The sequence below is a fragment of the Devosia marina genome (assembly GCF_009758415.1).
GTDB lineage: Bacteria > Pseudomonadota > Alphaproteobacteria > Rhizobiales > Devosiaceae > Devosia > Devosia marina.
This window is the reverse complement of record NZ_WQRF01000001.1, coordinates 1,286,272-1,307,324: the sequence shown is the minus strand read 5'-3', so window position 1 is coordinate 1,307,324 and position 21,053 is coordinate 1,286,272. Positions and strand designations below refer to the sequence as shown.

The 21,053-nt window shown below is 61.2% G+C and carries 19 protein-coding genes; 12 read left to right on the top strand and 7 right to left on the bottom strand.

Annotation, left to right across the window (positions count from 1 at the left end; all coding sequences use genetic code 11):
- Window positions 1-5 precede the first annotated feature (5 nt).
- Window positions 6-665, bottom strand: a complete 660-nt coding sequence (locus tag GO014_RS06360; RefSeq protein WP_157289530.1) for an outer membrane protein — start codon at window positions 663-665, stop codon at window positions 6-8.
- A gap of 246 nt (window positions 666-911) precedes the next feature.
- Between GO014_RS06360 and GO014_RS06355 the strand changes: the two genes are divergently transcribed.
- The 10 genes from GO014_RS06355 (at window position 912) to GO014_RS06310 (ending at window position 11,347) form a co-directional block, all read left to right on the top strand.
- Complete coding sequence (locus GO014_RS06355; protein ID WP_157289529.1) at window positions 912-2,516, top strand: peptide chain release factor 3; 1,605 nt, start codon at window positions 912-914, stop codon at window positions 2,514-2,516.
- The gene (locus tag GO014_RS06350) at window positions 2,513-3,682 is read left to right on the top strand and encodes a class I SAM-dependent methyltransferase (protein ID WP_157289528.1); all 1,170 of its coding nucleotides are present in this window, start codon (window positions 2,513-2,515) and stop codon (window positions 3,680-3,682) included. Before GO014_RS06355 ends, GO014_RS06350 begins: the two co-directional genes overlap by 4 nt.
- A 21-nt stretch (window positions 3,683-3,703) precedes the next feature.
- Window positions 3,704-4,024, top strand: coding sequence for a 2Fe-2S iron-sulfur cluster-binding protein (locus tag GO014_RS06345; RefSeq protein WP_157289527.1), 321 nt, complete (start codon window positions 3,704-3,706; stop codon window positions 4,022-4,024).
- A 189-nt stretch (window positions 4,025-4,213) separates the two neighbouring features.
- Window positions 4,214-5,614, top strand: coding sequence for a siroheme synthase CysG (gene cysG / locus GO014_RS06340; protein ID WP_157289526.1), 1,401 nt, complete (start codon window positions 4,214-4,216; stop codon window positions 5,612-5,614).
- Window positions 5,615-5,616: 2 nt separating this feature from the next.
- On the top strand, window positions 5,617-5,940 hold the full coding sequence (locus GO014_RS06335; RefSeq protein WP_157289525.1) for a DUF2849 domain-containing protein: 324 nt from the start codon (window positions 5,617-5,619) through the stop codon (window positions 5,938-5,940).
- Window positions 5,927-7,585, top strand: coding sequence for a nitrite/sulfite reductase (locus tag GO014_RS06330; protein ID WP_157289524.1), 1,659 nt, complete (start codon window positions 5,927-5,929; stop codon window positions 7,583-7,585). The genes GO014_RS06335 and GO014_RS06330 overlap by 14 nt, the downstream gene beginning before the upstream one ends.
- On the top strand, window positions 7,572-8,852 hold the full coding sequence (locus GO014_RS06325) for a phosphoadenylyl-sulfate reductase (protein ID WP_157289523.1): 1,281 nt from the start codon (window positions 7,572-7,574) through the stop codon (window positions 8,850-8,852). Before GO014_RS06330 ends, GO014_RS06325 begins: the two co-directional genes overlap by 14 nt.
- 155 nt (window positions 8,853-9,007) lie before the next feature.
- Complete coding sequence (locus GO014_RS06320) at window positions 9,008-10,033, top strand: NAD(P)/FAD-dependent oxidoreductase (protein ID WP_157289522.1); 1,026 nt, start codon at window positions 9,008-9,010, stop codon at window positions 10,031-10,033.
- Between the two features lie 141 nt (window positions 10,034-10,174).
- Window positions 10,175-10,495 carry a 2Fe-2S iron-sulfur cluster-binding protein gene (locus GO014_RS06315; protein ID WP_157289521.1) on the top strand — a complete coding sequence of 107 codons (321 nt, stop codon included), beginning with the start codon at window positions 10,175-10,177 and terminating at the stop codon, window positions 10,493-10,495.
- An 84-nt stretch (window positions 10,496-10,579) separates the two neighbouring features.
- Entirely contained in the window at window positions 10,580-11,347 is a 768-nt protein-coding gene (locus tag GO014_RS06310; protein ID WP_157289520.1) for an EAL domain-containing protein, read from the top strand.
- Here the strand turns inward: GO014_RS06310 and arsH are convergent.
- The 4 genes from arsH to GO014_RS06290 are packed head-to-tail and all read right to left on the bottom strand — an operon-like array spanning window position 11,344 to window position 14,925.
- Window positions 11,344-12,069, bottom strand: coding sequence for an arsenical resistance protein ArsH (gene arsH, locus GO014_RS06305; protein WP_157289519.1), 726 nt, complete (start codon window positions 12,067-12,069; stop codon window positions 11,344-11,346). The genes GO014_RS06310 and arsH overlap by 4 nt on opposite strands.
- The gene (locus tag GO014_RS06300) at window positions 12,066-12,425 is read right to left on the bottom strand and encodes an ArsR/SmtB family transcription factor (protein ID WP_157289518.1); all 360 of its coding nucleotides are present in this window, start codon (window positions 12,423-12,425) and stop codon (window positions 12,066-12,068) included. The genes arsH and GO014_RS06300 overlap by 4 nt, the downstream gene beginning before the upstream one ends.
- Window positions 12,426-12,457: 32 nt before the next feature.
- Window positions 12,458-13,477: a YcjF family protein gene (locus GO014_RS06295; protein ID WP_157289517.1), complete on the bottom strand. Its 1,020-nt coding sequence runs from the start codon at window positions 13,475-13,477 to the stop codon at window positions 12,458-12,460.
- The gene (locus tag GO014_RS06290) at window positions 13,474-14,925 is read right to left on the bottom strand and encodes a YcjX family GTP-binding protein (protein WP_157289516.1); all 1,452 of its coding nucleotides are present in this window, start codon (window positions 14,923-14,925) and stop codon (window positions 13,474-13,476) included. Before GO014_RS06290 ends, GO014_RS06295 begins: the two co-directional genes overlap by 4 nt.
- A gap of 168 nt (window positions 14,926-15,093) precedes the next feature.
- Between GO014_RS06290 and GO014_RS06285 the strand changes: the two genes are divergently transcribed.
- Window positions 15,094-17,076 (top strand): PhoX family protein, encoded by a 1,983-nt coding sequence (locus GO014_RS06285; protein ID WP_157289515.1) that lies wholly within the window; start codon window positions 15,094-15,096, stop codon window positions 17,074-17,076.
- 47 nt (window positions 17,077-17,123) lie between these two features.
- On the opposite strand, the gene GO014_RS06280 is transcribed toward GO014_RS06285, so the two are convergent.
- Window positions 17,124-18,035 (bottom strand): homoserine O-succinyltransferase, encoded by a 912-nt coding sequence (locus tag GO014_RS06280; RefSeq protein WP_157289514.1) that lies wholly within the window; start codon window positions 18,033-18,035, stop codon window positions 17,124-17,126.
- A gap of 72 nt (window positions 18,036-18,107) precedes the next feature.
- A complete protein-coding gene (locus GO014_RS06275) occupies window positions 18,108-18,974 on the bottom strand; it encodes an ATPase (RefSeq protein WP_157289513.1) in 867 nt (288 codons plus the stop codon).
- Between the two features lie 246 nt (window positions 18,975-19,220).
- Here GO014_RS06275 and GO014_RS06270 point away from each other — a divergent pair, with 246 nt between their 5' ends.
- Entirely contained in the window at window positions 19,221-20,996 is a 1,776-nt protein-coding gene (locus GO014_RS06270; protein ID WP_179952928.1) for a flagellar hook protein FlgE, read from the top strand.
- The last annotated feature ends 57 nt before the right edge of the window (window positions 20,997-21,053 follow it).

Sequence of the window (21,053 nt, the reverse complement as noted above, 5' to 3'; positions counted from 1 at the left end):
TCCAATCAGAAGCGATAGCCGATACCGGCTCGCAGGGCGTGAGAGGTGACCTTTACGTCGGAATGAACGACATCGAAGGTCATGTCGCGCACCCCCAGATCCGTGTAACGGTATTCTGCACGACCGAACCAATTTTCATTGAAGGCAAGTTCCGCACCGGCGCCGACGGTCCAGCCGAAGCGGATAGAAGAGTCGTGATAGCTGACATTGGTCGGGCTGGTGGTCGAACCGCCGGCATGGGCTGCGGCAAGCCCGGCAGTCCCGTAGACAAGGAAGCTGTCGGTTGCGACACCAAGCCGGGCGCGCAGTGAGCCCTGGAAATTCACATAGCCCCGGCAAGTCCAGGCAGCGCGCGTACCGCAGGCCACCGACTGGTCATAACTAGACCATTCAGCATCCGCTTCGGCGCCATAGACCAGGTTTTCCTGATGGACATTGTAGCCTGCGAACAGGCCGCCGATGAAGCCATTGTCTTCGAAGGTCCCTTCGCTGGGGACGTCGATACGCGTGCGTTGCCCGCCAAGAGTGGCGCCGAGATACTGGCCGCCCCAGCCGCCATTTGACATTGGGTAATAGGGCTCGGGTTGGTAAGGAAGGAATTTATCCGCAGCGAGCGCTGGCGATGCCAATAGCAATGCGGCTGAAGCCACCATGAGTGTGCGCATAAATACCTCCTGCGTCTAAGCTTATCGTCGACGATTATGCTTAATACCGGCTTAATGGGCAGGGATAGCGGCATGCGTCGCCGTGCCCCTGGTCCCGACGGTTTTTTGGTCTTGCGCGATGAACCCGGAAAGTCGCCGCAACGGCCTCCCAGCCCCGTCATTTGACCGGGCAACGGCCATTCTCTATAGAGCAGGCCACTATGACGCGCGTGCCGATTGTCCGGCACCCCATGCCCAAAAGTTCCCATGTCGACACAGTCCCTTGCCATCGAGGCTGCGCCTCGGACCAATCTTGAACCGTTCCAGACCCGCCGGACCTTTGCGATCATTTCGCACCCGGACGCGGGCAAGACCACGCTGACCGAGCGCCTGCTGGCGGCTGCCGGGGCGATCCAGTCGGCCGGCATGGTGCGCGGCAAGGCCGGGGCGCGTTCGACCCGTTCGGACTGGATGGAAATGGAGCAGCAGCGCGGCATCTCCATCACCTCATCGGTGATGACGTTTGAATTTGACGGGCTGACGCTGAACCTGCTCGACACGCCGGGCCACTCGGACTTTTCTGAGGATACTTATCGCACGCTGACAGCGGTGGACGCCGCGATCATGGTGATCGATGCGGCCAAGGGCATTGAAAGCCAGACGCTGAAGCTGTTCGAAGTGTGCCGGCTGCGCGACATTCCGATCATCACCTTCATCAACAAGGTGGACCGCGAGGGGCTCAGCCCGCTCGAACTGATCGACGAAATCCAGGGCAAGCTGGCGCTCGACCTGACGCCGGTATTGTGGCCGATCGGGCAGGGCGTGGATTTCGGCGGCTATATCGACCTGGTCGAGAAGCGCGTGCTCAATCCACAGGGCAAGATCCTGGCCGAGTACGAGGCGCTTGAAGATCTTCTTGAGGTCGAGGAACTGATCGACAATCCGGTGTTCATGAGTGCGCTTGAGACACTGGAAATGGCGCAGGCAATGTTGCCGGGATTCGATCTCAAGACCTTCCATGAAGGACATCTGAGCCCGGTGCTGTTCGGCTCGGCGCTCAAGGGCGTATCGGTTGCCGAATTGCTGCGTACGCTGGGGGATTGGGGTCCGGAGCCGCGGCCGCAGCCAGCTTTGCCGGCGCCCATTCCGCCTTCGGATAAAAAGGTGAGCGGATTCGTGTTCAAGGTGCAGGCGAATATGGACGCCAATCACCGCGACCGCATTGCCTTTGTTCGGTTGTGCTCGGGCAAGTTCGAGCGCGGCATGCGCCTCAAAAATGTCCGCTCGGGCAAGGATATGGCCGTGTCCAATCCGATGTTCTTTTTCGGCAGCAATCGAGAATTGGCTGAAGAGGCTGTTGCAGGAGACATTGTCGGCATTCCCAACCACGGGACCCTGTCGGTGGGCGATACGCTGACCGAGGGCGCCAATATCAATGTCACGGGCATTCCCAACTTCGCACCGGAAATCATCCGCCGCGTCCGCCTCACCGATGCGATGAAGACCAAGCAGATGTCGAAGGCGCTGAACGACCTTGCGGAGGAGGGGGTGACCCAGGTCTTCCGCCGGATGATGGGCGCCGACTGGATCGTGGGCGTGGTCGGTCAATTGCAGCTCGAAGTGCTTTCGGCACGGGTGGCCAAGGAATATGGGGTGCCGATCACCTTTGAGAGCCTGGGCTTTGAAGTGGCGCGCTGGGTCGAGTGTGAAGACGCCGAGGAACTCAAGCGCTTCATCGCCGCCCAGAAGACCAACATGGTGGAAGATCGCAATGGCGCGCCGGTATTCCTGGCGCAGAATGCCTGGTGGGCGGACCGGGCCAAGCAGGACTGGCCCAAGATCGATTTCCTGACCACCAAGGAACGGCATTGAACGCGCCGGACCGTATCGCCGAATTCGTTGCGGCATTGCGCGATGCCTTTGTGGACGGCTCGCTGATCCGGCTCAAATGCGGCGGCTATCATGGCGCGGAAGCCGGGCTCAAATCGGTGGAGGCGCGCAAGGTGTCGATCAAGGCCGGCGAGCGGCTGAGCTTTGTGTTTCGCTACAAGACCCGCGACATCACCAAAAATCTGACGCTGGACGAGGCTGCGGGTTTTCTTGAGCACGGGCTCGCCGCCGAGTGGCGCTCTGCCCGACTGGAAGCGACCGGATCTGACCTGCAGTTTGAACGGCAGGGCGACAAGCAGCGGCTGAAGCGAACAGAAACCAGCGGCCGTGCGGCGCCCGAAGCCAGTCACGACCGGGCCAAGAACCGGCCGCTATCGGACACTTCTGCGGTGTGGCTGCACGCGCTGGGGATTACCGGCAAGGACGGGCAGGTGCGCAATGATGCGCAGGACAAGTTCCGCCAGATCAACAAGATGGTGGAAATTTTTGCTCCTCTGATTCAGGGGCTTAAGGCAGAGAATCCGAAGATCCTCGATATGGGCGCGGGCAAGGGCTATCTGGATTTTGCGCTTTATGACCATCTGCAGGCGCAGGGGCGAAGCGCTGAGATCATTGGCGTCGAATTGCGGGCGGCGCTGGTGTCGGCCGGCAATGCGCTGGCGCAGAAGAGTGGCTTTGCCGGACTGCGGTTCGAGTCAGGGTCCATTCTAGACTATGACGCTAGTGGCGCCGATGCGGTGATTGCGCTGCATGCCTGCGACACGGCGACCGATGACGCGATCTTTCGGGGAATCGCGGCGGGGGCGGGGCTGATTGCCGTGGCGCCGTGCTGCCACAAGCAGATTCGGCGCGAAATGAGCATCGGCGTGGCCGACGACCGGCTCGAGTTCCTGCTGCGCCATGGCACCTTCATGGAAAAGCAGGCCGAGATGGTAACGGACGGGCTGCGGGCGCTGCTGCTGGAGGCGCATGGCTATCGCACCAAAGTGTTCGAGTTTGTCTCCGACGCCCATACACCGAAGAACAATCTGATCGTTGCACAAAAGGGCAAGGCAGCTTCCCGCCAGTCGGTGCTTGACCGGATCGCGGCGGTCAAGGCTATGTTCGGTATCGATAAACATTATCTCGAGGGCCTGCTCGGCCTTTGATCGACGTTCTACAGGCACCTAATGACCAAGATCACCTATATTACCAACGATGGCGAACGCATTGAAACCGAAGGGGAAAATGGTTCGACAGTGATGGAAACCGCGATCGTGAACGCGGTGCCGGGGATCGTGGCGGAATGCGGCGGTGCCTGCACCTGCGCGACATGTCATGTTTACGTCGATGAAGCCTGGCGAGAAGTGGTTGGTGGCCCGTCCAACATGGAAGAAGACATGCTCGATTTCGCCTTCGATGTGCGGGACAACAGCCGCCTCTCGTGCCAGATCAAGGTGCGCGACGAGATCGACGGCCTCGTGGTGCAGGTGCCAAGCCGTCAGGGCTGAGCGCGACGCTTGAGCAAAATTTTCGTGCATTGGGGCCGGAAGGGATTCATTTGGCGGCTCGCATGGCCTGCCGCGCTTGGATTTCCACGGCGGCCAAGCGCAGGGAAATATAAAAGCTATTGATTTTCAACGTCTTGTTGCAAGCGCGCGTTTTGGATTATTTTGTCCCATCTATCAGACAGGACGACTATGGGACTTCTCAACACATTTCCGTTGAGCTTCAAGGTCAAGGGCAGGCGCGTCATCATCGTCGGTGGCGCCGACGAAGCCCTTAACAAAGTCCGGTTGGTTGCTAAGACGACCGCATCGATAGAGATTTATTCCCGCCAGATCGAAACCGATTTCTCCGCCTTTCCCGTCGCGGTGTTCGAACGCGCTTTGCGCGCGGAAGATGTTGCTGGGGCGGCGCTGGTGTTTGTGGCCGAAGAGGGCGCGGATGCTGAGCTCGCCAAGGCGGAGGCGCGGCGACTAGGCATTCCGCTCAACGTGGTCGACGTGCCTGGCGAATGCGACTTCTACACCCCGTCCATCGTTGAGCGGGCGCCGCTGACCGTGGCGATCTCCACCGAAGGCAATGCGCCGGTGCTGGCGCGGCTGGTGCGGGCTCAGATCGAGGCGCTGCTGGCGCCGGGGGTCGGGAAAATCGCGAGTCTGGCCGGAGGTTTGCGGCATCGTGTTGAGAGCCTGATTCATGACGGGGCGGCGCGGCGGCGCTACTATGAGGATCTGGTGTCCTCGCCTGCTGTCGAACAGGCTGTGGCCTCCAGTCCCATTGCCGGGATCGCCGAGGCCGAAAAGCTGTTGTCCGCCCATGCGGCTGACAGGAGCGGGCAGGGCATAGTGTGGCTGATCGGCGCCGGGCCGGGCGCCGAAGACTTGCTGACGCTGCGCGCGCAGCGGCTATTGCAGCAAGCCGATGTGATCGTGCATGACCAGCTCGTGCCGGCGCCTGTGGTCGAGATGGGCCGCCGCGACGCCGAGCAAATCTGCGTCGGCAAGGCGCGGGGACATCATTCTTTCAGTCAAGCGCAGATCAATACGCTAATCGTTCGTCTCGCCAGCGAGGGCAAGAAGGTTGCCCGCCTCAAATCGGGTGACCCGATGGTGTTCGGGCGCGCCGGTGAGGAAATCGCTGCGCTGCGCAAGGCGGGCATCGCCTATCAGATCGTGCCGGGTGTTAGTGCGGCCCTGGCCGCTGCGGCGGACAGCGCGACGCCGGTAACACTACGCAAGGTGTCGAGTGGCTTCGTGATGGCGACGGCGCATGGTGCCGATGACGGTGACCTTGCCCACTGGGCGGCCTTGTCGCAGTCCGGTCTTACATTGGCGCTTTATATGGGCAAGGCGATTGCAGCCGAAGTTGCCGGGCGGCTGGTGTCACTCGGGGCTGCGCCGGACCTGCCGGTGGGCATCGTGGTCAATGCCGGGCGCTCAAACCGCACGCTCTATGCGGCAACGCTGGGGCAATTGGCGGCAGGCGCGGTGGATTTTGTCGATGGACCGGCGGTCATTCTCGTCGGCCGGGCCGTGGCTGAAGGCGATTGGGCGGATGCCGCCGATGCGGCCGCAAGCAGTTTCAAGGTAGCGTAACAATGGACATCCTGACGGGCAATGAACTGATCTCGGGGGCGACCGTCTATCTCGACGGGCAAGGCAACTGGATCGAGGATCTGCAGGCAGCACGCCTGTTCTCCAAGGAGGACAAGGCCGAACTCGACAGCGCGATCGTGGCGACCAAGGCGACCGGTCGGGTGATCAGCGTGGAAGCTGAAGAGGTTGAGCAGGTGGAGGGCCGCATCGTGCCCAAGCGCCTGCGTGAACGCATTAGGGCGGCGGGCCCCACCGCTCCCCTGACTCTCAATGGGCAGGCGTATGATCGCCAGCACTTAGGTGAAGACGGGCATGTATCGATATGACGAATTCGACGCCGCTTTCGTAGCGGGTCGCACAGCACAGTTTGCAGACCAGGTGAAGCGCCGCCTTTCGGGCGAGCTTTCCGAGGACCAGTTCCGGCCGCTACGGCTGATGAACGGGCTCTATCTGCAGCTCCACGCCTATATGCTGCGCATTGCCGTGCCCTATGGCACGCTGTCGTCCAGGCAGATGCGCAAGCTGGCCCACATCGCGCGCACCTATGATCGTGGCTATGGTCATTTCACGACGCGCCAGAACATCCAGTTCAACTGGCCCAAGCTCAAGGACATTCCGGTGATCCTGGACGAGCTGGCGAGCGTGGAAATGCACGCCATCCAGACCTCAGGCAATTGCATTCGCAATGTGACTACCGACCAGTTCGCCGGTGCCGCCGTAGACGAGATTATCGATCCGCGTCCGGTGGCCGAGATCATCCGTCAGTGGTCGAGCCTGCATCCGGAATTCTCGTATCTGCCACGCAAGTTCAAGATAGCGATGACCGGTTCGCCGAACGACCGGGCGGCCATCCGTTTCCATGACATCGGTTTGCAGGCCGCAGTGAACGCCGCCGGCGAGATCGGCTGGGAAGTGTGGGTTGGCGGCGGGCTGGGGCGTACGCCCATGGTGGCCAAGCTGATCAACAGCTTCGTGCCCAATGAGCATCTGCTGGCTTATCTTGAATCCATCATGCGCGTTTACAATCGCTATGGACGCCGGGACAACAAGTACAAGGCCCGCATCAAGATTTTGGTGCACGAAGAGGGTCTGGAGAGCATCAAGGGGCAGGTTGAGGCCGAATTCGCCGAGGTGCGCGGCGGTGTACTGACCCTGCCACAGGAAGAGCTCGACCGCATCACTGCCTATTTCGCGCCGCCGGACTTTGCCGACCGTTCGGGTGACAAGGTGGACGTGGCCTATGAATCGATCATCGATCCGGCCTATGGCCGCTGGCTCGACAACAATCTGCATCCGCATCGGGTGCCAGGCTACGCGTCCGTAACTATTTCGCTCAAGCCGGTTGGTGGCGCGCCTGGCGATGCGACCGATACGCAGATCGATGTGGTCGCGGATCTGGCCGAGAAATACTCGTTCGATGAGCTGCGGGTGACCCACGAGCAGAACCTGGTTCTGCCCCATGTCGCCGTTGCCGATCTGCGAGCCGTGTTCGACGTGCTTGTCGCCAATGGTCTTGCTGAGGGCAACAACAACCTGATCACGGACATGATCTGCTGCCCGGGCCTCGACTTCTGCGCGCTGGCCAATGCCCGCTCGATCCCGATTGCGCAGGAGATATCGCACAAGTTTGCCGCGCCCGAGCGGCAAAAGGAGATCGGCGATCTCAAGATCAAGATCTCCGGCTGCATCAATGCCTGCGGGCATCACCATGTGGGCCATATCGGTATTCTGGGCGTCGAGAAGAAGGGCGGCGAGCTCTATCAGATCACGCTGGGTGGCGACGCCACGGAAGGCGCCTCAGTGGGCAAGATCATCGGGCCCGGCTTTGAGGCCGAGCAAGTACCCGGCGCCATCGAGAAGCTGGTGGATTTCTACATTGCCAACCGCACCAGCGCGGATGAGCCGTTTCTGGATGCCTATCGGCGCCTGGGTGAGGCTCCGTTCAAGGAGGCGCTTTATGGCACAGTCTAGTCTCGCACCGGCGGCTGCCCCGGCCGCGCATGAAAAGCTGAAGGCGCTGGGTATTCTGGCGCTCAATGGCATGTTCGATGAGATGGATGCCGTCAGCGTGCTGCGCTATGCCATCACCGAGGTGCTGCCGGGCGACATGGCGATTGTCTCGTCCTTTGGCGCGGATTCGGCAGTGCTACTGCATATGGTGGCGCAGGTTGATCCGTCGCTTCCGGTGTATTTCCTGGAAACCGGCAAGCACTTTCCCGAGACGCTGGACTATGTCGAGACGCTCAAGAAGCAGCTCGGCCTGCTCAATGTGCATGCCATCCACCCGAACCCGGATGATGTGAAGCGTTTCGACCCGAATGGCGATTTGTGGGAGACCGATCCGGACTCGTGCTGCCATATCCGCAAGACCGAGCCACTGGAGCCGATCACCGAGCAATATGGTGGCTGGGTGACTGGGCGGAAGCGCTATCAAACCTCGGAGCGCGGGGTGTTGCCGCATTTTGAATTGACCAGCGATGACCGGATCAAGGTCAATCCGCTGGCCTATTTCTCCGATGCCGATGTCATCGAATATCGGCAGGCGCACAGCTTGCCCGAGCACCCGCTCTATGCCAAAGGCTACAAGTCCATTGGCTGTGCGCCTTGTACTTCGGCGGTTGCCGATGGTGAGGACCCGCGCGCCGGACGGTGGCGCGGCCTCAACAAGAAGGAGTGCGGCATCCACTACGATTTCAACGGAGCCATTGCCTCCCCGATGAGTGCCGCTACACGCCACACGCTCTGGAAAGACGGGGCCTTTATTGCCGACCCGTTCAAGGAATGGGCCGAAGGTGCCAATCCGTCCGAGGCACGCTATGTTCATGTGCCAATGGCCGAGTTCCTGGCCAATCGGGAGGCCTATCTGGCCAATCCACATCCGCTCGGGCTCAAGGTCTCGCCTGGCGACGCAATTGAAGAGGCCGCCGATGATCTGGCGCGCTTCGCCTCGATCGCCATCAGCTTTCCCGCCTTTACCGATGGTCGCGGCTATTCCACGGCGCGCCTGCTGGTAGAGCGACTGAATTACGCCGGTGAAATCAGGGCTGTAGGCGATGTCTTGCAGGATCAGATTCCGCATATGTGGCGCTGCGGCTTCAATGCGCTGGTGGTGACCCATGAGCCGACCCGTGAGGCGCTTAAAGAAGACCGCCTGCCGGAAATGGCGCTGTTCTACCAGCCAGTGGGGCTTTCTGAAGTGCCCATGGGCACGCGCCCCTTCCTTCGTCGTGTCTCCTGAGATAAGTGGAGCGCATTAGTCGCCTTTGAGGCAGAAGCCGGGGCCGCTGGTGACAGCGGCGGTTCCCATGAGAGCAATGCGGGGCAGCGCGCCCCGATGGGACCGAAATTCCGGGGCTGCGACGCAGTACCGGTCTGAATGGACTTGAGACAAGCATGAGCACTGAAATCACCACCGATGTCGTTGTCATTGGCGCGGGCCCCTGCGGGCTGTTCGCGGCCTTCGAACTCGGGCTGCTCGACATCAAATGCCATTTCATCGACATTCTGGACCGGCCCGGCGGGCAGTGCGCAGAGCTCTATCCCGAAAAGCCGATCTATGACATTCCGGCCTTTCCGGTGGTGACCGGGCAGCAATTGACCGACAATCTGATGGCGCAGATTGCGCCGTTCTCGCCCGAGTTCCATTTCTCGCGCATGGTCAATTCCATCGAGAAACTGGAAGACGGCTCGTTCAAGCTCACGACCGATGCGGACGAGACCTTTTTCACCAAGGTGGTGGTGATCGCGGCCGGTGGCGGCTCGTTCCAGCCCAAGCGCCCACCCGTGCCGGGAATCGAGGAATTCGAGAACAAATCGGTGTTCTATGCTGTCCGCAAGATGGAAGATTTCCGCGACCAGGACGTGGTGATTGTGGGCGGTGGCGACTCGGCACTGGACTGGACGCTGAACCTGGCGCCCATCGTGCGCACGCTGACCCTGGTGCACCGCCGCGATGCCTTCAAGGCGGCGCCGGCTTCGGTCAACAAGATGCGTGAGCTGGTGGCGGACGGGAAGGTGAATTTCCAGCTTGGACAGATTGCCAAACTCGACGGTGAGAATGGCATGATCAACCATGTTCACCTGACCACCGCGGCGGGCGATCTGTCGATCCCGGCTACGCGGTTGCTGCCGTTCTTCGGCCTGACCATGAAACTTGGTCCGGTGGCCGATTGGGGCCTTGAACTCAACGACAACACCATCGTGGTCGATACCGAAAAGTTCGAGACCTCGGTGCCCGGCATCTTCGCCATCGGCGACATCAACTACTACCCTGGCAAGCTCAAGCTGATCCTTTCCGGTTTCCATGAGGCCGCGCTGATGGCGCAGGCAGCCAAGGCCGTCGTCTCGCCGGGCGAGCGCGTGGTGTTCCAGTACACCACCAGCTCCACCAAGCTGCAAAAGAAGCTAGGCGTGGCCTGAGGCTTTGTTCCGTCGCGTTTCCGAACTGCAAAACCGTTGCCACTTTTGCTGGAAACGCTCCAAGCCGAATTGCCTAGCGGCCTCGCTCTTGCGGCGGGGCATTTTGAGGGGTATGGACGCCCCGCTGTTGAGGAGCGCCCCATGAAGATCAATGTTACCGACCAGGCAGGCGAAGTTCACGAGCTCGAAGGGCTCGAGGGCTGGCGGGTGATGGAAGTCATTCGCGACTGGGGCCTCAACATCAAGGCTGAATGCGGCGGGGCCCTGAGCTGCGCCACCTGCCATTGCTATGTCGACAGTGACTGGCTCGACGCCGTTGGTGCGCCGAGCGAGGAAGAAGAAGACATGCTCGACAGCGTGGGCGATGTGAAATCGAACTCGCGCCTGTCCTGCCAGATCCTGTGTTCGGATGAACTGGACGGATTGAAGCTCACCTTGGCGCCGAGCGCGGCCAAGGATTAGCGCTTTCACAGGCAGGGATCCTTAAGAGCTGGGAAGGCAATATTGGCGTAACGTCACTGTTGAAATCTTCTGAGCACTTAAAAAATGTCTGAATCCGGTTGTTTTGGCTGTCGCAATGCCGACGCCAATGCGTTTGCACTTCCCTTTACCATGGCTTTTCAGCCTATCGTCGATGTTCAGGCCCAGCGCATCTGGGGTTACGAGGCACTCGTGCGCGGCGTGGGTGGCCAGAGCGCCCTGCAGGTGTTGAGCCACGTTACCGAGGCCAATCGCTATGCGTTTGACCAGGCCTGTCGGGTCAGGGCCATTGAACTGGCCGGTCGACACATTGCTCGGGGAGACGCCAAGCTAAGCATCAATTTCATGCCCAATGCGGTCTATGAACCAAAGGCCTGCATCCGCGCCACACTGGATGCAGCCAGCCGGATGCAATTCGATCCGCGTCGACTGATGTTCGAGTTTACCGAAAACGAGCACATGAGCGATGTGGCGCATGTCAGCAACATCGTGTCCGAATATCGCCGCATGGGTTTTACCACCGCGCTGGATGATTTCGGAGCCGGCTATGCCGGGCTCTCTCTGCTGGCACACTTTCAGACCGATCTGATCAAGCTGGACATGGAACTGTTGCGCGACATCGACTCCAGTCCGGTTAAGCAGGCCATTGTCCGTGGCCTTGTGGCGATCGCCTCCGAGCTGGGCATCACCCTTCTTGCGGAGGGGATAGAGACCGAGGCGGAGCTCGCGGTACTCAGGGCCCTCGGCATCCAACTGTTCCAGGGCTACCACTTTGCGCGGCCGCAGGTGGAAACGTTTCAGACCTTTGACCAGTTGGGCGCCAGGACCTACTAGGTCGCGGCGCTGAGGTTCACGCGCTTGCTGAGCGCCTCTGCACTTTCAACGCGCTCGGAATAGCGGTCGACCAGATAATCGGCGCGGTCGCGGGTGAGCAGGGTGAATTTCATCAACTCCTCCATCACATCGACGATGCGGTCATAGAAGGAAGAAGGCAGCATGCGCCCCTCGGCGTCGAACTGCTGGAAGGCCTTGGGCACCGAAGACTGGTTCGGAATTGTGATCATCCGCATCCATCGTCCGAGCTGACGCAATTGGTTGACGGCATTGAAGCTCTGCGAGCCGCCGCTGACCTGCATCACGGCCAGGGTACGCCCCTGGGTCGGGCGGACCGAGCCGGAGTTGAGCGGGAGCCAGTCGATCTGGGATTTCATCACGCCAGTCATGGCGCCATGGCGCTCGGGGGAACACCAGACCTGTCCTTCGGACCAGAGCGAGAGCGCGCGCAATTCCTGCACCTTGGCGTGATCGGCCGTCGAGTCGTCGGGCAAGGGCAGTCCGTTGGCATGGAAGATGCGCACTTCGGCACCAAGGGCTTCGAGAATGCGGGCAGCTTCCTGGGTCGCGAAGCGGCTATAGGATCGCTCGCGCAGAGAACCATACAGCATCAGGATGCGCGGCTTGTGCGTCGACAGTTTCGGCGTCAGCAAGCGATCGGCTTCGGGCAGCATGAATTGGTCTGCCGCAAGGGCAGGCATGGTTTCGGCGAAATCGGTCATTCAACACACTGATCTGGTCTGGGGGATGAGGTTTGCGCCAGGATTGCCGCCACCGGCGTACAGGCCTCGGTGCGGCCACCGCAGCAATCTTCGAGCAGATAGGCAACGAGCCCGCCTACAGCGGCGAAATTGGCCCTATAGATCACCTGCCGGCCATCTCGCTCGCCGCTGACGAGACCAGCGCGATCCAGCACCGACAGATTCACCGAGGTCGTATTTTGCTTCTGGCCCAGTTGCTCGCCGATGCGCCCCGCGGGCACCCCATCGGGCCCGGCGGCGACGAGCAATCTGAAAATGGCAATGCGCCCAGGGTGAGACAGGGCGGCGAAGGCCTCAATCGCTTCATTCGTATCCATATATCATGATATATTGATTTGAATGATGCGGGTCAACCCGATGGCTTGCTCGCATCGGTCGTGACCTTGACCAATTCCGGAATGAAGTCGCGCACGGTGGGCTGCGGCTGGGTTTCGAAGGGCAGGGGGCGGACGACACGCATGGCGGCGATGCCGACGCGAACGGTCATCAGCCCGTTGACCACGCCTTCGCCCAGCCGGGCCGAGAGCTTGGCGGCAAGGCCCTGGCCGACGAGTTGTTCGACCACGCCATCGGTGAGAACGAGGCCCCCGGTGACGGCGAGATGAGCCAATATGGAACCGGCCAGGCGCCAAAAGCCGAATAGGCCGGGGCGCGCGCCGTAAAGCGCGGCAATGGCGCCGGCGAGGCGGATGCTCTCATAAATGACAAAAGCGACATCGATCAGCGCGCGTGGCGAGACGGCAGTGACCAAGGCGACGCGGCGGGCGGAGGCGGCGACGAGGGCACGGGAGCGGGCATCGAGCGGGGCCATCAGGCTGCGTTCGGCCAGGGCGATGACTTCTGTGCCATCGAATAGGTCGCCGGCCTGATCGTTGAGATTTTGCCGGGCGCGCGCGAGGTCGGGCCGGGTGGCATAGACGCCGTTGAGATGATCGAGCACCGAGCCGGCCCGCTTGCGGTCGTTGTCGGCATGCGCGCGGGCGGCCTCAGCACGCAGCGCGTCGAGGACGGACAGACGTCGCAGGGCAGCCATTTCGCGAGTGATCAGGGCGACAACCGCCACAAGGAAGGCGCCGAGGATGCCAAGACCCGCCCAGCCAAGCCATTCGTGCCGCGCAAAGAGATCGCGGATCAGCTGATCGGCGGCGAGCGCCAATCCGGACGACGCCAGGATGACGCCCGTGGTCCAGGCCAGTCGGCCCAGCCACCCCATTCGGCGAGGGGGCGGTGCAACAAGCTCGGCTTCTGTTTCGGGCGCGAAAGCGACTTCGACGATCTCGGCGCGGTCGGGCGTGAAGGCGCGGGGCACGCGCGTGCGTTCGGCAGTGGTTTCGTCCTTGGTGACGGTATGGGCTACGGGTCGCTTCATGCCATCCAGTCTCCGATGAGATAGTCGAGCGCCCGGTCGAGCCGGATATGGGGCAGCACAATATCGCCAGAGGCGTTGCGTTCCAGTTTTTGAGGCGGCGTAAAGCGCAGGAAATTGAGGGCGACGGGACTGCCATTCTCAAAAAGTGAATCCGGTCGTGCCGGCAAGTCACCGGGAAACAGGGCGATTTCGGTCCTGCCGTCATAGGTGGTGCCGTCGAGGATTTCCCCATTGAGCGGGGTGCCGACAAGCGTGGGCAAGGTGTCGCCGCCTTCGCGGATGGTGCCTTCGCTGGTGGAGCGAATGCCGGCCATGGCGATGGACTTCGTCTCTGCCCCGGCAAAACTGGCGCGCTTGCGGGCATTGGCAACCAGGCGATTGAGAATGGCTTCCAGCCGGTCGTGGCTGGTGTGATGCACATGATCGGCCTTGGTCGCCGCAAACAGGATGCGGTCAATGCGGCGCGAGAAGGGGCGCAGGATCGGGTTGGCCTCGCCCTGGCGGAAACAGGCGAGCACGGAGGTCAGTGCCGTCTCCAGATCGTTGACGGCCGCCGGGCCGGTATTGAGCGCGCGCAGGGTATCGACCAGCACCACCTGCCGGTCGAGCCGCGCGAAGTGATCGCGAAAGAAGGGCCGCACCACCTGGGCCTTATAGGCCTCGTAGCGGTTCTCCAGCATGGCGTAAAGGCTGCCACGGGCCGTTGCGCCCGAGGTGCGCGGCAGGGGCGCAAAGGTCAGGGCTGGTGAACCTTCCAGATCCCCTGGAAGCAGGAAGCGTCCGGGTGGGAGGGTGGAGAGCGCGCCATGCTCGCGGCTGCGACGTAGATAGGTGGTGAAGGCGCTGGCCAGGCGCTCGGCGTCCGGGTCGTTTGCTTCTTCGGATATGTCGGTCTGGTCCAGTGCGGCGAGGAACTCGGCGGCTTCATCCGTGTGACCCGGTTGACGGGCCCGCTCGAGCGCTTCTGTGCTCCATTCGGCAAAACTGAGGCCGAGCAAGGGCAGGTCGAGGAGCCACTCACCGGGGTAATCCACAATATCGAGGTTGAGCATGGCCGGACCGGTCATGCCAGCCCACCATTTGGCGGACTGGAATTTCAGCACCAGGCGAAGCTGGGAAATGCGCCGGGTGCTTTCCGGCCAGACCGGAGGATTGGCCGAGAGCGCTGCAAGATGCTGCTCATAGGCAAAGCGTGGAATGGTCGCATCGGGATATTCAGCCAGCCGCGCCCCGATGAAGCGGCCATCGGCCAGCGGGGCGAAACCGGGCAAGCGGCCTTGGGTCAGCAGATTGTGCACCAAAGCGGTGATGAAGATGGTCTTTCCGGCACGGCTGAGACCGGTCACCCCCAGCCGCAAGGTGGGCGTCAAGACGCCTGTCGCGGTATCGGCCAGATTGGACAGGGCAATGCCCAGTTCGTCGGTAATGGTGGTCGGCGGCTGCGGCAAAGAACATGTCCCCGTGTACTGGCAAGGTAGGGCCTGACGCGGCGAATACAAGGACCTGCGGGTGTCATCCAACCGTCATGCAGATGTGTCCGATCCGTCAAGCGGCTGGCTTATCCATCGAGGCGTGCCCCGGCCCGAACAGGGCCCGTTTTGCTGTGAGGAGCAAAGATGAACGAGAAACCGACTTTTCCCACCCAGGGTCTTGAATCCGCCGAGTTCGATCCGACCAATCATTCCGCCAACCGCACAATGGGCGAGGTTATTGCCGCGCGGTTTTCGCGTCGCGGGTTTCTGCAGGGTTCCCTGGCCGTGTCGGCCATTGCCGCCACTGTCGGGCCGGCCGCTCTTTTGAGTGCCCCGCGCGCCGAAGCGCAGGAAGGTGGTTCGGTCTTTTCCTTCCCCGAGGTGACCGCCGGCGTCGACGCCGACCACCATGTTGCTGAAGGATATGATGCCCAGGTGCTGATCCGCTGGGGCGACCCGGTTGTCTCGGGCGCTCCGGAGTTCGATCCGAATAACCAGACAGCCGATGCGCAGGCCGGTCAGTTTGGCTACAACAACGACTATGTGGGCTATATTCCGCTCGACGGGTCCGACGAGCATGGCCTGCTGGTCGTCAATCACGAATATACCAATCCTCACCTCATGTTCCCAGGCCTGGTACAGGTCGTGGATGGGGCTGCCGTGCAGGGCGACCTCAGCGAAGAGCAGGTGAATATCGAGATCGCCGCGCATGGCGGATCCATCATCGAGATCGAAAAGGTCGACGGTGTCTGGCGCCGGGTGGCCGACAGCCAGTACAACCGGCGCATCACCGGCACGACGGAAACCCTCATCACTGGTCCCGCTGCCGGCCATGATCGCCTCAAGACCAGTGTCGACGAGACTGGCACCAAGGCCCTGGGCACATTGAACAATTGTGCTGGCGGCGTGACCCCCTGGGGCACCTATCTGATGGCTGAGGAAAACTTCCACGGCTATTTCTCCGGCGAACTCCCCGCCGATCATGCCGAAGCGGAAAACTATGCCCGCCTCGGTGCGCCGGGTGGCTGGTACCAGTGGCACAATTTCCACGACCGTTTCGACGTCTCCAAGGAACCCAACGAAATGAACCGCTTCGGCTATATCGTCGAAGTGGACCCGATGGATCCCAATTCCGTGCCCAAGAAGCGCACCGCAATGGGCCGCTTCAAGCATGAGGGTGCTGAATCCATCGTCGCACCGAATGGCCAGGTCGTGCTGTACTCCGGCGACGACGAGCGTTTCGACTATGTCTATAAGTTCGTGACCGCCGGCACCTATAATGCCGATGATCGCGCTGCGAATATGGACCTGCTCGATGAAGGTACGCTCTACGTGGCTCGCTTCGATGAAGACGGTTCCATGGAATGGATGCCGCTGGTGCATGGCGAAGGTCCGCTGACGGCAGAAAACGGCTTTGAGAGTCAGGCCGACATCGTGATCGAAACCCGCCGTGCCGCCGACCTGCTTGGCGCCACCAAGATGGACCGTCCGGAAGACATCCAGCCCAATGCCACCAATGGCAAGGTCTATGTGATGCTGACCAATAATTCCCGCCGTACGGAAGAAAACGTCAACGCAGCCAATCCGCGTGCAGCCAACGCTTTCGGGCATATCATCGAGATCGCCGAAGCCGATGGTGATTTCGCTGCCACCTCGGGCACCTGGGAGATCCTGCTCAAGTGTGGCGATCCTTCGATCGCCGAGGTCGGGGCGACGTTCTCCACCGACACCACCGAAAATGGCTGGTTCGGCATGCCGGACAATGCGGCCGTCGACTCCGACGGGCGTCTCTGGGTGTCGACGGACGGCAACAACCCCACCGATACCGGCCGGACCGATGGCTTGTGGGCCGTGGATACCGAGGGCGCTGCCCGTGGTACGTCGCGCCTGTTCTACCGCGTTCCGGTGGGTGCAGAAATGTGTGGCCCGGTGTTCACCGATGATGGCGAGTCGCTGTTCCTGGCCATTCAGCATCCCGGCGATGGTGGCGAGGACTGGGAAGGCCATGCCCGCCCGTCATTCTACGAGGATCCGTCAACCCGCTGGCCCGATTTCCGCGACGACATGCCGGTGCGTCCCGCAGTCGTGGTGGTCACCAAGCAGGGCGGCGGCAAGATCGCGGTCTGATCTGCCAGGAAGGACGAATATGGAGAAGGGCCCCGCGGGGCCCTTTTCTACTTGCCGATCTTGTCCAGCTCGAAGGGCGTGGTCTGATAGATCTCGTTGATCCAGTTCTGGAACAGGAGATGGGCGTGACTGCGCCAGCGGTTTTCCGGAACGGCGCTGGTGTCGCCATTGGGGAAGAGGTTCTCCGGCGGTGGAGTGTCAAGACCGGCGGCAATGTCCCGCTCATATTCATCGGCCAGCGAGCGGTTGTCATATTCGAGATGGTTCAGGAAATAGACGGCCCGCTGATTGCGGTCTCCCAACATGCAGAGGCCAATCTGATCGTTGTCGATCAGCACTTCGAGCTCGTCGCCCAAGCTGTTGCGGTCGATGTCGTTATAGCGCGAGACCGGGATCATCGGGCTGTCTGACATGCCGCGCAGGAAGGGTGAGCGGGGGCCGGTCACCTTGTGGCGGAACACCCCGAAGGCCTTCTTGTCCATGCGGTAGCGGCGGGCGCCATGGAAATGGTGCAGGGCCGCCTGGGCACCCCAGCAAATGAACATGGTGTGGTGCACATTGGTGCGCGTCCACTCCATGATCTCGAGCATTTCGGGCCAGTAGCGCACCTCCTCGAAGGGCATGTTGGCGATGGGCGCGCCGGTGACGATGAAGCCGTCGAACTTGCGCTCCTTCACCTCTTCCCAGGTCTGGTAGAAGGTGTTGAGGTAGTCTTCCGGGGTGTTCTTGGACTGGTGATCGGTCACCCGCACCAGGCTCAGATTGATCTGCAGCGGGGTGGCGCCGATCAGCCGGGTGAACTGGGTTTCGGTCCGCTCCTTGTTGGGCATCAGGTTGAGCAGGCCAAATTCGAGCGGGCGGATGTCCTGCCGCGCGGCGCGGCTGGAATCCATGACATTGACGCCCTCTTCTTCGAGTGTCTTGCGAGCCGGCAGGTCGTCGGGAATTCTGATAGGCATGTCAGCCTCTTGGCGAGTTGCAATGAGAAAACGATTCAGGCTGGCGCACGACTTCCCAGGGGGAGCCGCGCGCTAGCGCATTCGCTTCTCGATGGCGGCAGCAATCAGATCGACAAATTCATCACCATCGCGCGCGGTGGCAAGATCGGAGGCCTCGACGACATAGCCGAAATTGTCGGCCAGCGCTTCATAGCGGGGCAGGCGATCATGCAGCAGGGCTTCGAAGCCCCAGGCACCGAAACCGGCCGGATCGACATCGTCATCGCTCAGTATGCCGTTGATCAGCTTGTACTCTGCCCATTTCTCGACGAGAAATTCGGGGCGATAATACATCGGCTTGGGCGACTTCTTGAAGCGCTTGACCAGTTCGGTCGCGTCCTTGTCGGTGCCGCGGATGTGGATTAGCGCCGTGTGCTCGGCGAGGGTCTTGATGACGGGGTCTTCAGGGTTGGTCGGGTCAACGACCTCGATCAGCGAACCGCCGGTATCGGCGATGAAATCATCATAGCCGTAGAGCGCCTTGGCGCGATCGATGAAATAGGGCACGTCGCACAACGCAGCGATCTCGGCCACGCGATGCTGCTCCTGGCGGCGCTGGTATTCAGCCAGCGGCAGGCCACCCTGGTCGACATTGCCCGGCGTGCCCAGATAGGTCGAGAGCGGGTCGAGATTGTTGAAGGTGATATTGGACGAGATATAAATCGAGTCCGTGCGCAGAAGCTGGGCCAGGAACGGCACTTTCATGGCTTCACGCTTGAAATTGTCGACGATGAACTCGCCCATATAGCGCGTGCCGATGCGATAGTCGGCCGAGTAATGGAACCAGTGATTGGCGCGCAGCATATTGGACAGCCGCGTCTTGCCCACGCCGGCCATGCCGAACACGGTCACCGCGCGTCGCGGGGCCTTCACAAACTCATCGACGCTGGAAAACAGCATAGTCAGACGCTCCGATGGCCGGTAGCGGCCAAACTGCATGGGTTGCGTTTAACGCAAGCCAGCGGCGATCTCAAGCAACCGGCAAAAACTGCCGCCGGCTCGGACTCATTTGCCGCCTTGTCGCCAAGATCCGTCCCCTGAGCCTGAAAAAAGTCAGCAGATTCAACGGTTGCCCCGGTTGGCACCGGGTTTGCATTGATGCTTGCGAGCGCGCCGTGCGGCGCAATGGGGATTACGGAGTTACAGATGGGTATCTATGGGGCTCTTTCCAGTGCGGTGACCGGCCTGCGGGCACAGTCGCATGCACTGGAGAACATTTCGGGCAACATCGCCAATTCGCAGACCACTGGCTACAAGCGGATGGAGACAAGTTTTGTCGACCTCATCCCCGATGCCCCGCTGCGTTCGCAGGTGCCGGGTGCGGTGCTGGCGCAGTCGCGTGCCACCAACAATATCCAGGGCGATATCCAGACCAGCTCAAACGAAACCTATATCGCGCTGAACTCGGGCGGTTTCTTCGTCGTGGAGCCCAAGGTTGGTCAGTCGGACGGCAATTCGGTGTTTGCTGGCTCGAACTATTTCACCCGTCGCGGCGACTTCGAAATCGACAAGGATGGCCTCTTGGTCAATGGCGCGGGCTATTACCTCAAGGGACTGCCGATCGATCCGGCAACGGGAAATATCTCGGGCTCGGTGCCCGAGGTTATCAAGCTTTCGAATGCCTTCTTGCCGGCCAATGTGACCACAACGATCAACTACCAGTCCAACCTGCCGCAACTTCCCAAGACGGCGAGCTACAACGCGACGGTCTATAACAGCGAGTTGCTGGGTGCGCAGAATTTTGGTGCCACAGCCACGACTGCGGCTGCCAATGGCACAGCCGATCTGGGTGCCGGCGCCGGTGCGAACGTCGCCACAAGCGTTTTTGCCGACGGGCAGGAAATGACGGTCACCGTCAACGGCGCTCCGGTACGGTTCCGCTACTACACCGGCGCGACACCGCCGACAGGTGGGGGTGTTGCAATAAATCTGGATGCGCCGAAGACTGTACAGAACGTGCTGGACGAGATGCAGGCGGGGCTGCGCGACTTTGGTGGCGGCGCTGCGGCGTCTGCAACAGTGGGCCTGAATGGCAGCAATCAGTTCGCTGTTTCGCTGGGCAGCGACTATCACGCCTCTTTCTCGATCAGCGGAACGACGCCTGCCCTTGCGACCACGCTTGGCCTGACGGAGCCTCAGGCCTCTTCCGCTCCTGCATTGGGAACGGTCAACACCATCACGGCAGATGATGCCGATGATTTCGTGGCCAATTCGATCTCCGGCGGCGCGATTACCGTCTATGCCAGCAATGGCGCGCCAGTAAACGTACAGGTGCGCTGGGCCAAAGTGGACAGCGCCGCGGCGGGTGGAGCGGACAAGTGGAACATGTTCTACCTCTCCGACAGCAAGGCTGTCGGTGGGTCAACGGCCTGGACCAATATTGGCCAAGAGTATAAGTTCAACAGCAATGGTTCGCTGGCCAACAGCGTGCCGCAGGCCACTATCAGCAATCTGCGCGTCAATGGCGTGCTGATCGGCGATGTGGTGCTGCAGCACGAAACCAATGGTGTTTCCCAGTTCGCCGACGTTAACGGCACTGTGACCGTTTCCACGCTGAACCAGAACGGTTATGGGGCCGGTGAATTCCTCTCGGTGGCCATCACCGACTCTGGACGAGTGGTCGCCACCTACTCCAATGGTGAGCGCATCGAAATGGCGCAGGTGGTGACGGCCCAGTTCAATGGGGTCAACTCGCTCAAGCGTCTCGATGGCGGCGTCTACGCGGCAACCTCGGAATCGGGCGAACCGATTTTCGACCTGTCCGGTTCCGGCGTCATCGGTGGGGCGCTTGAGGCGTCCAATACCGATATTTCTGACGAATTCACCAAGCTGATCATCACCCAGCAGGCTTATTCGGCCGGCACCCGCATCGTCTCGACTGCCGACGAGATGTTGCAGGAAGCCCTGAACATGATCCGCTAGGGCGGAAATTGAGTAAGGGTCCGGGGCAGGGTGTCCCGGACCCCAGTCCAGCTTGAG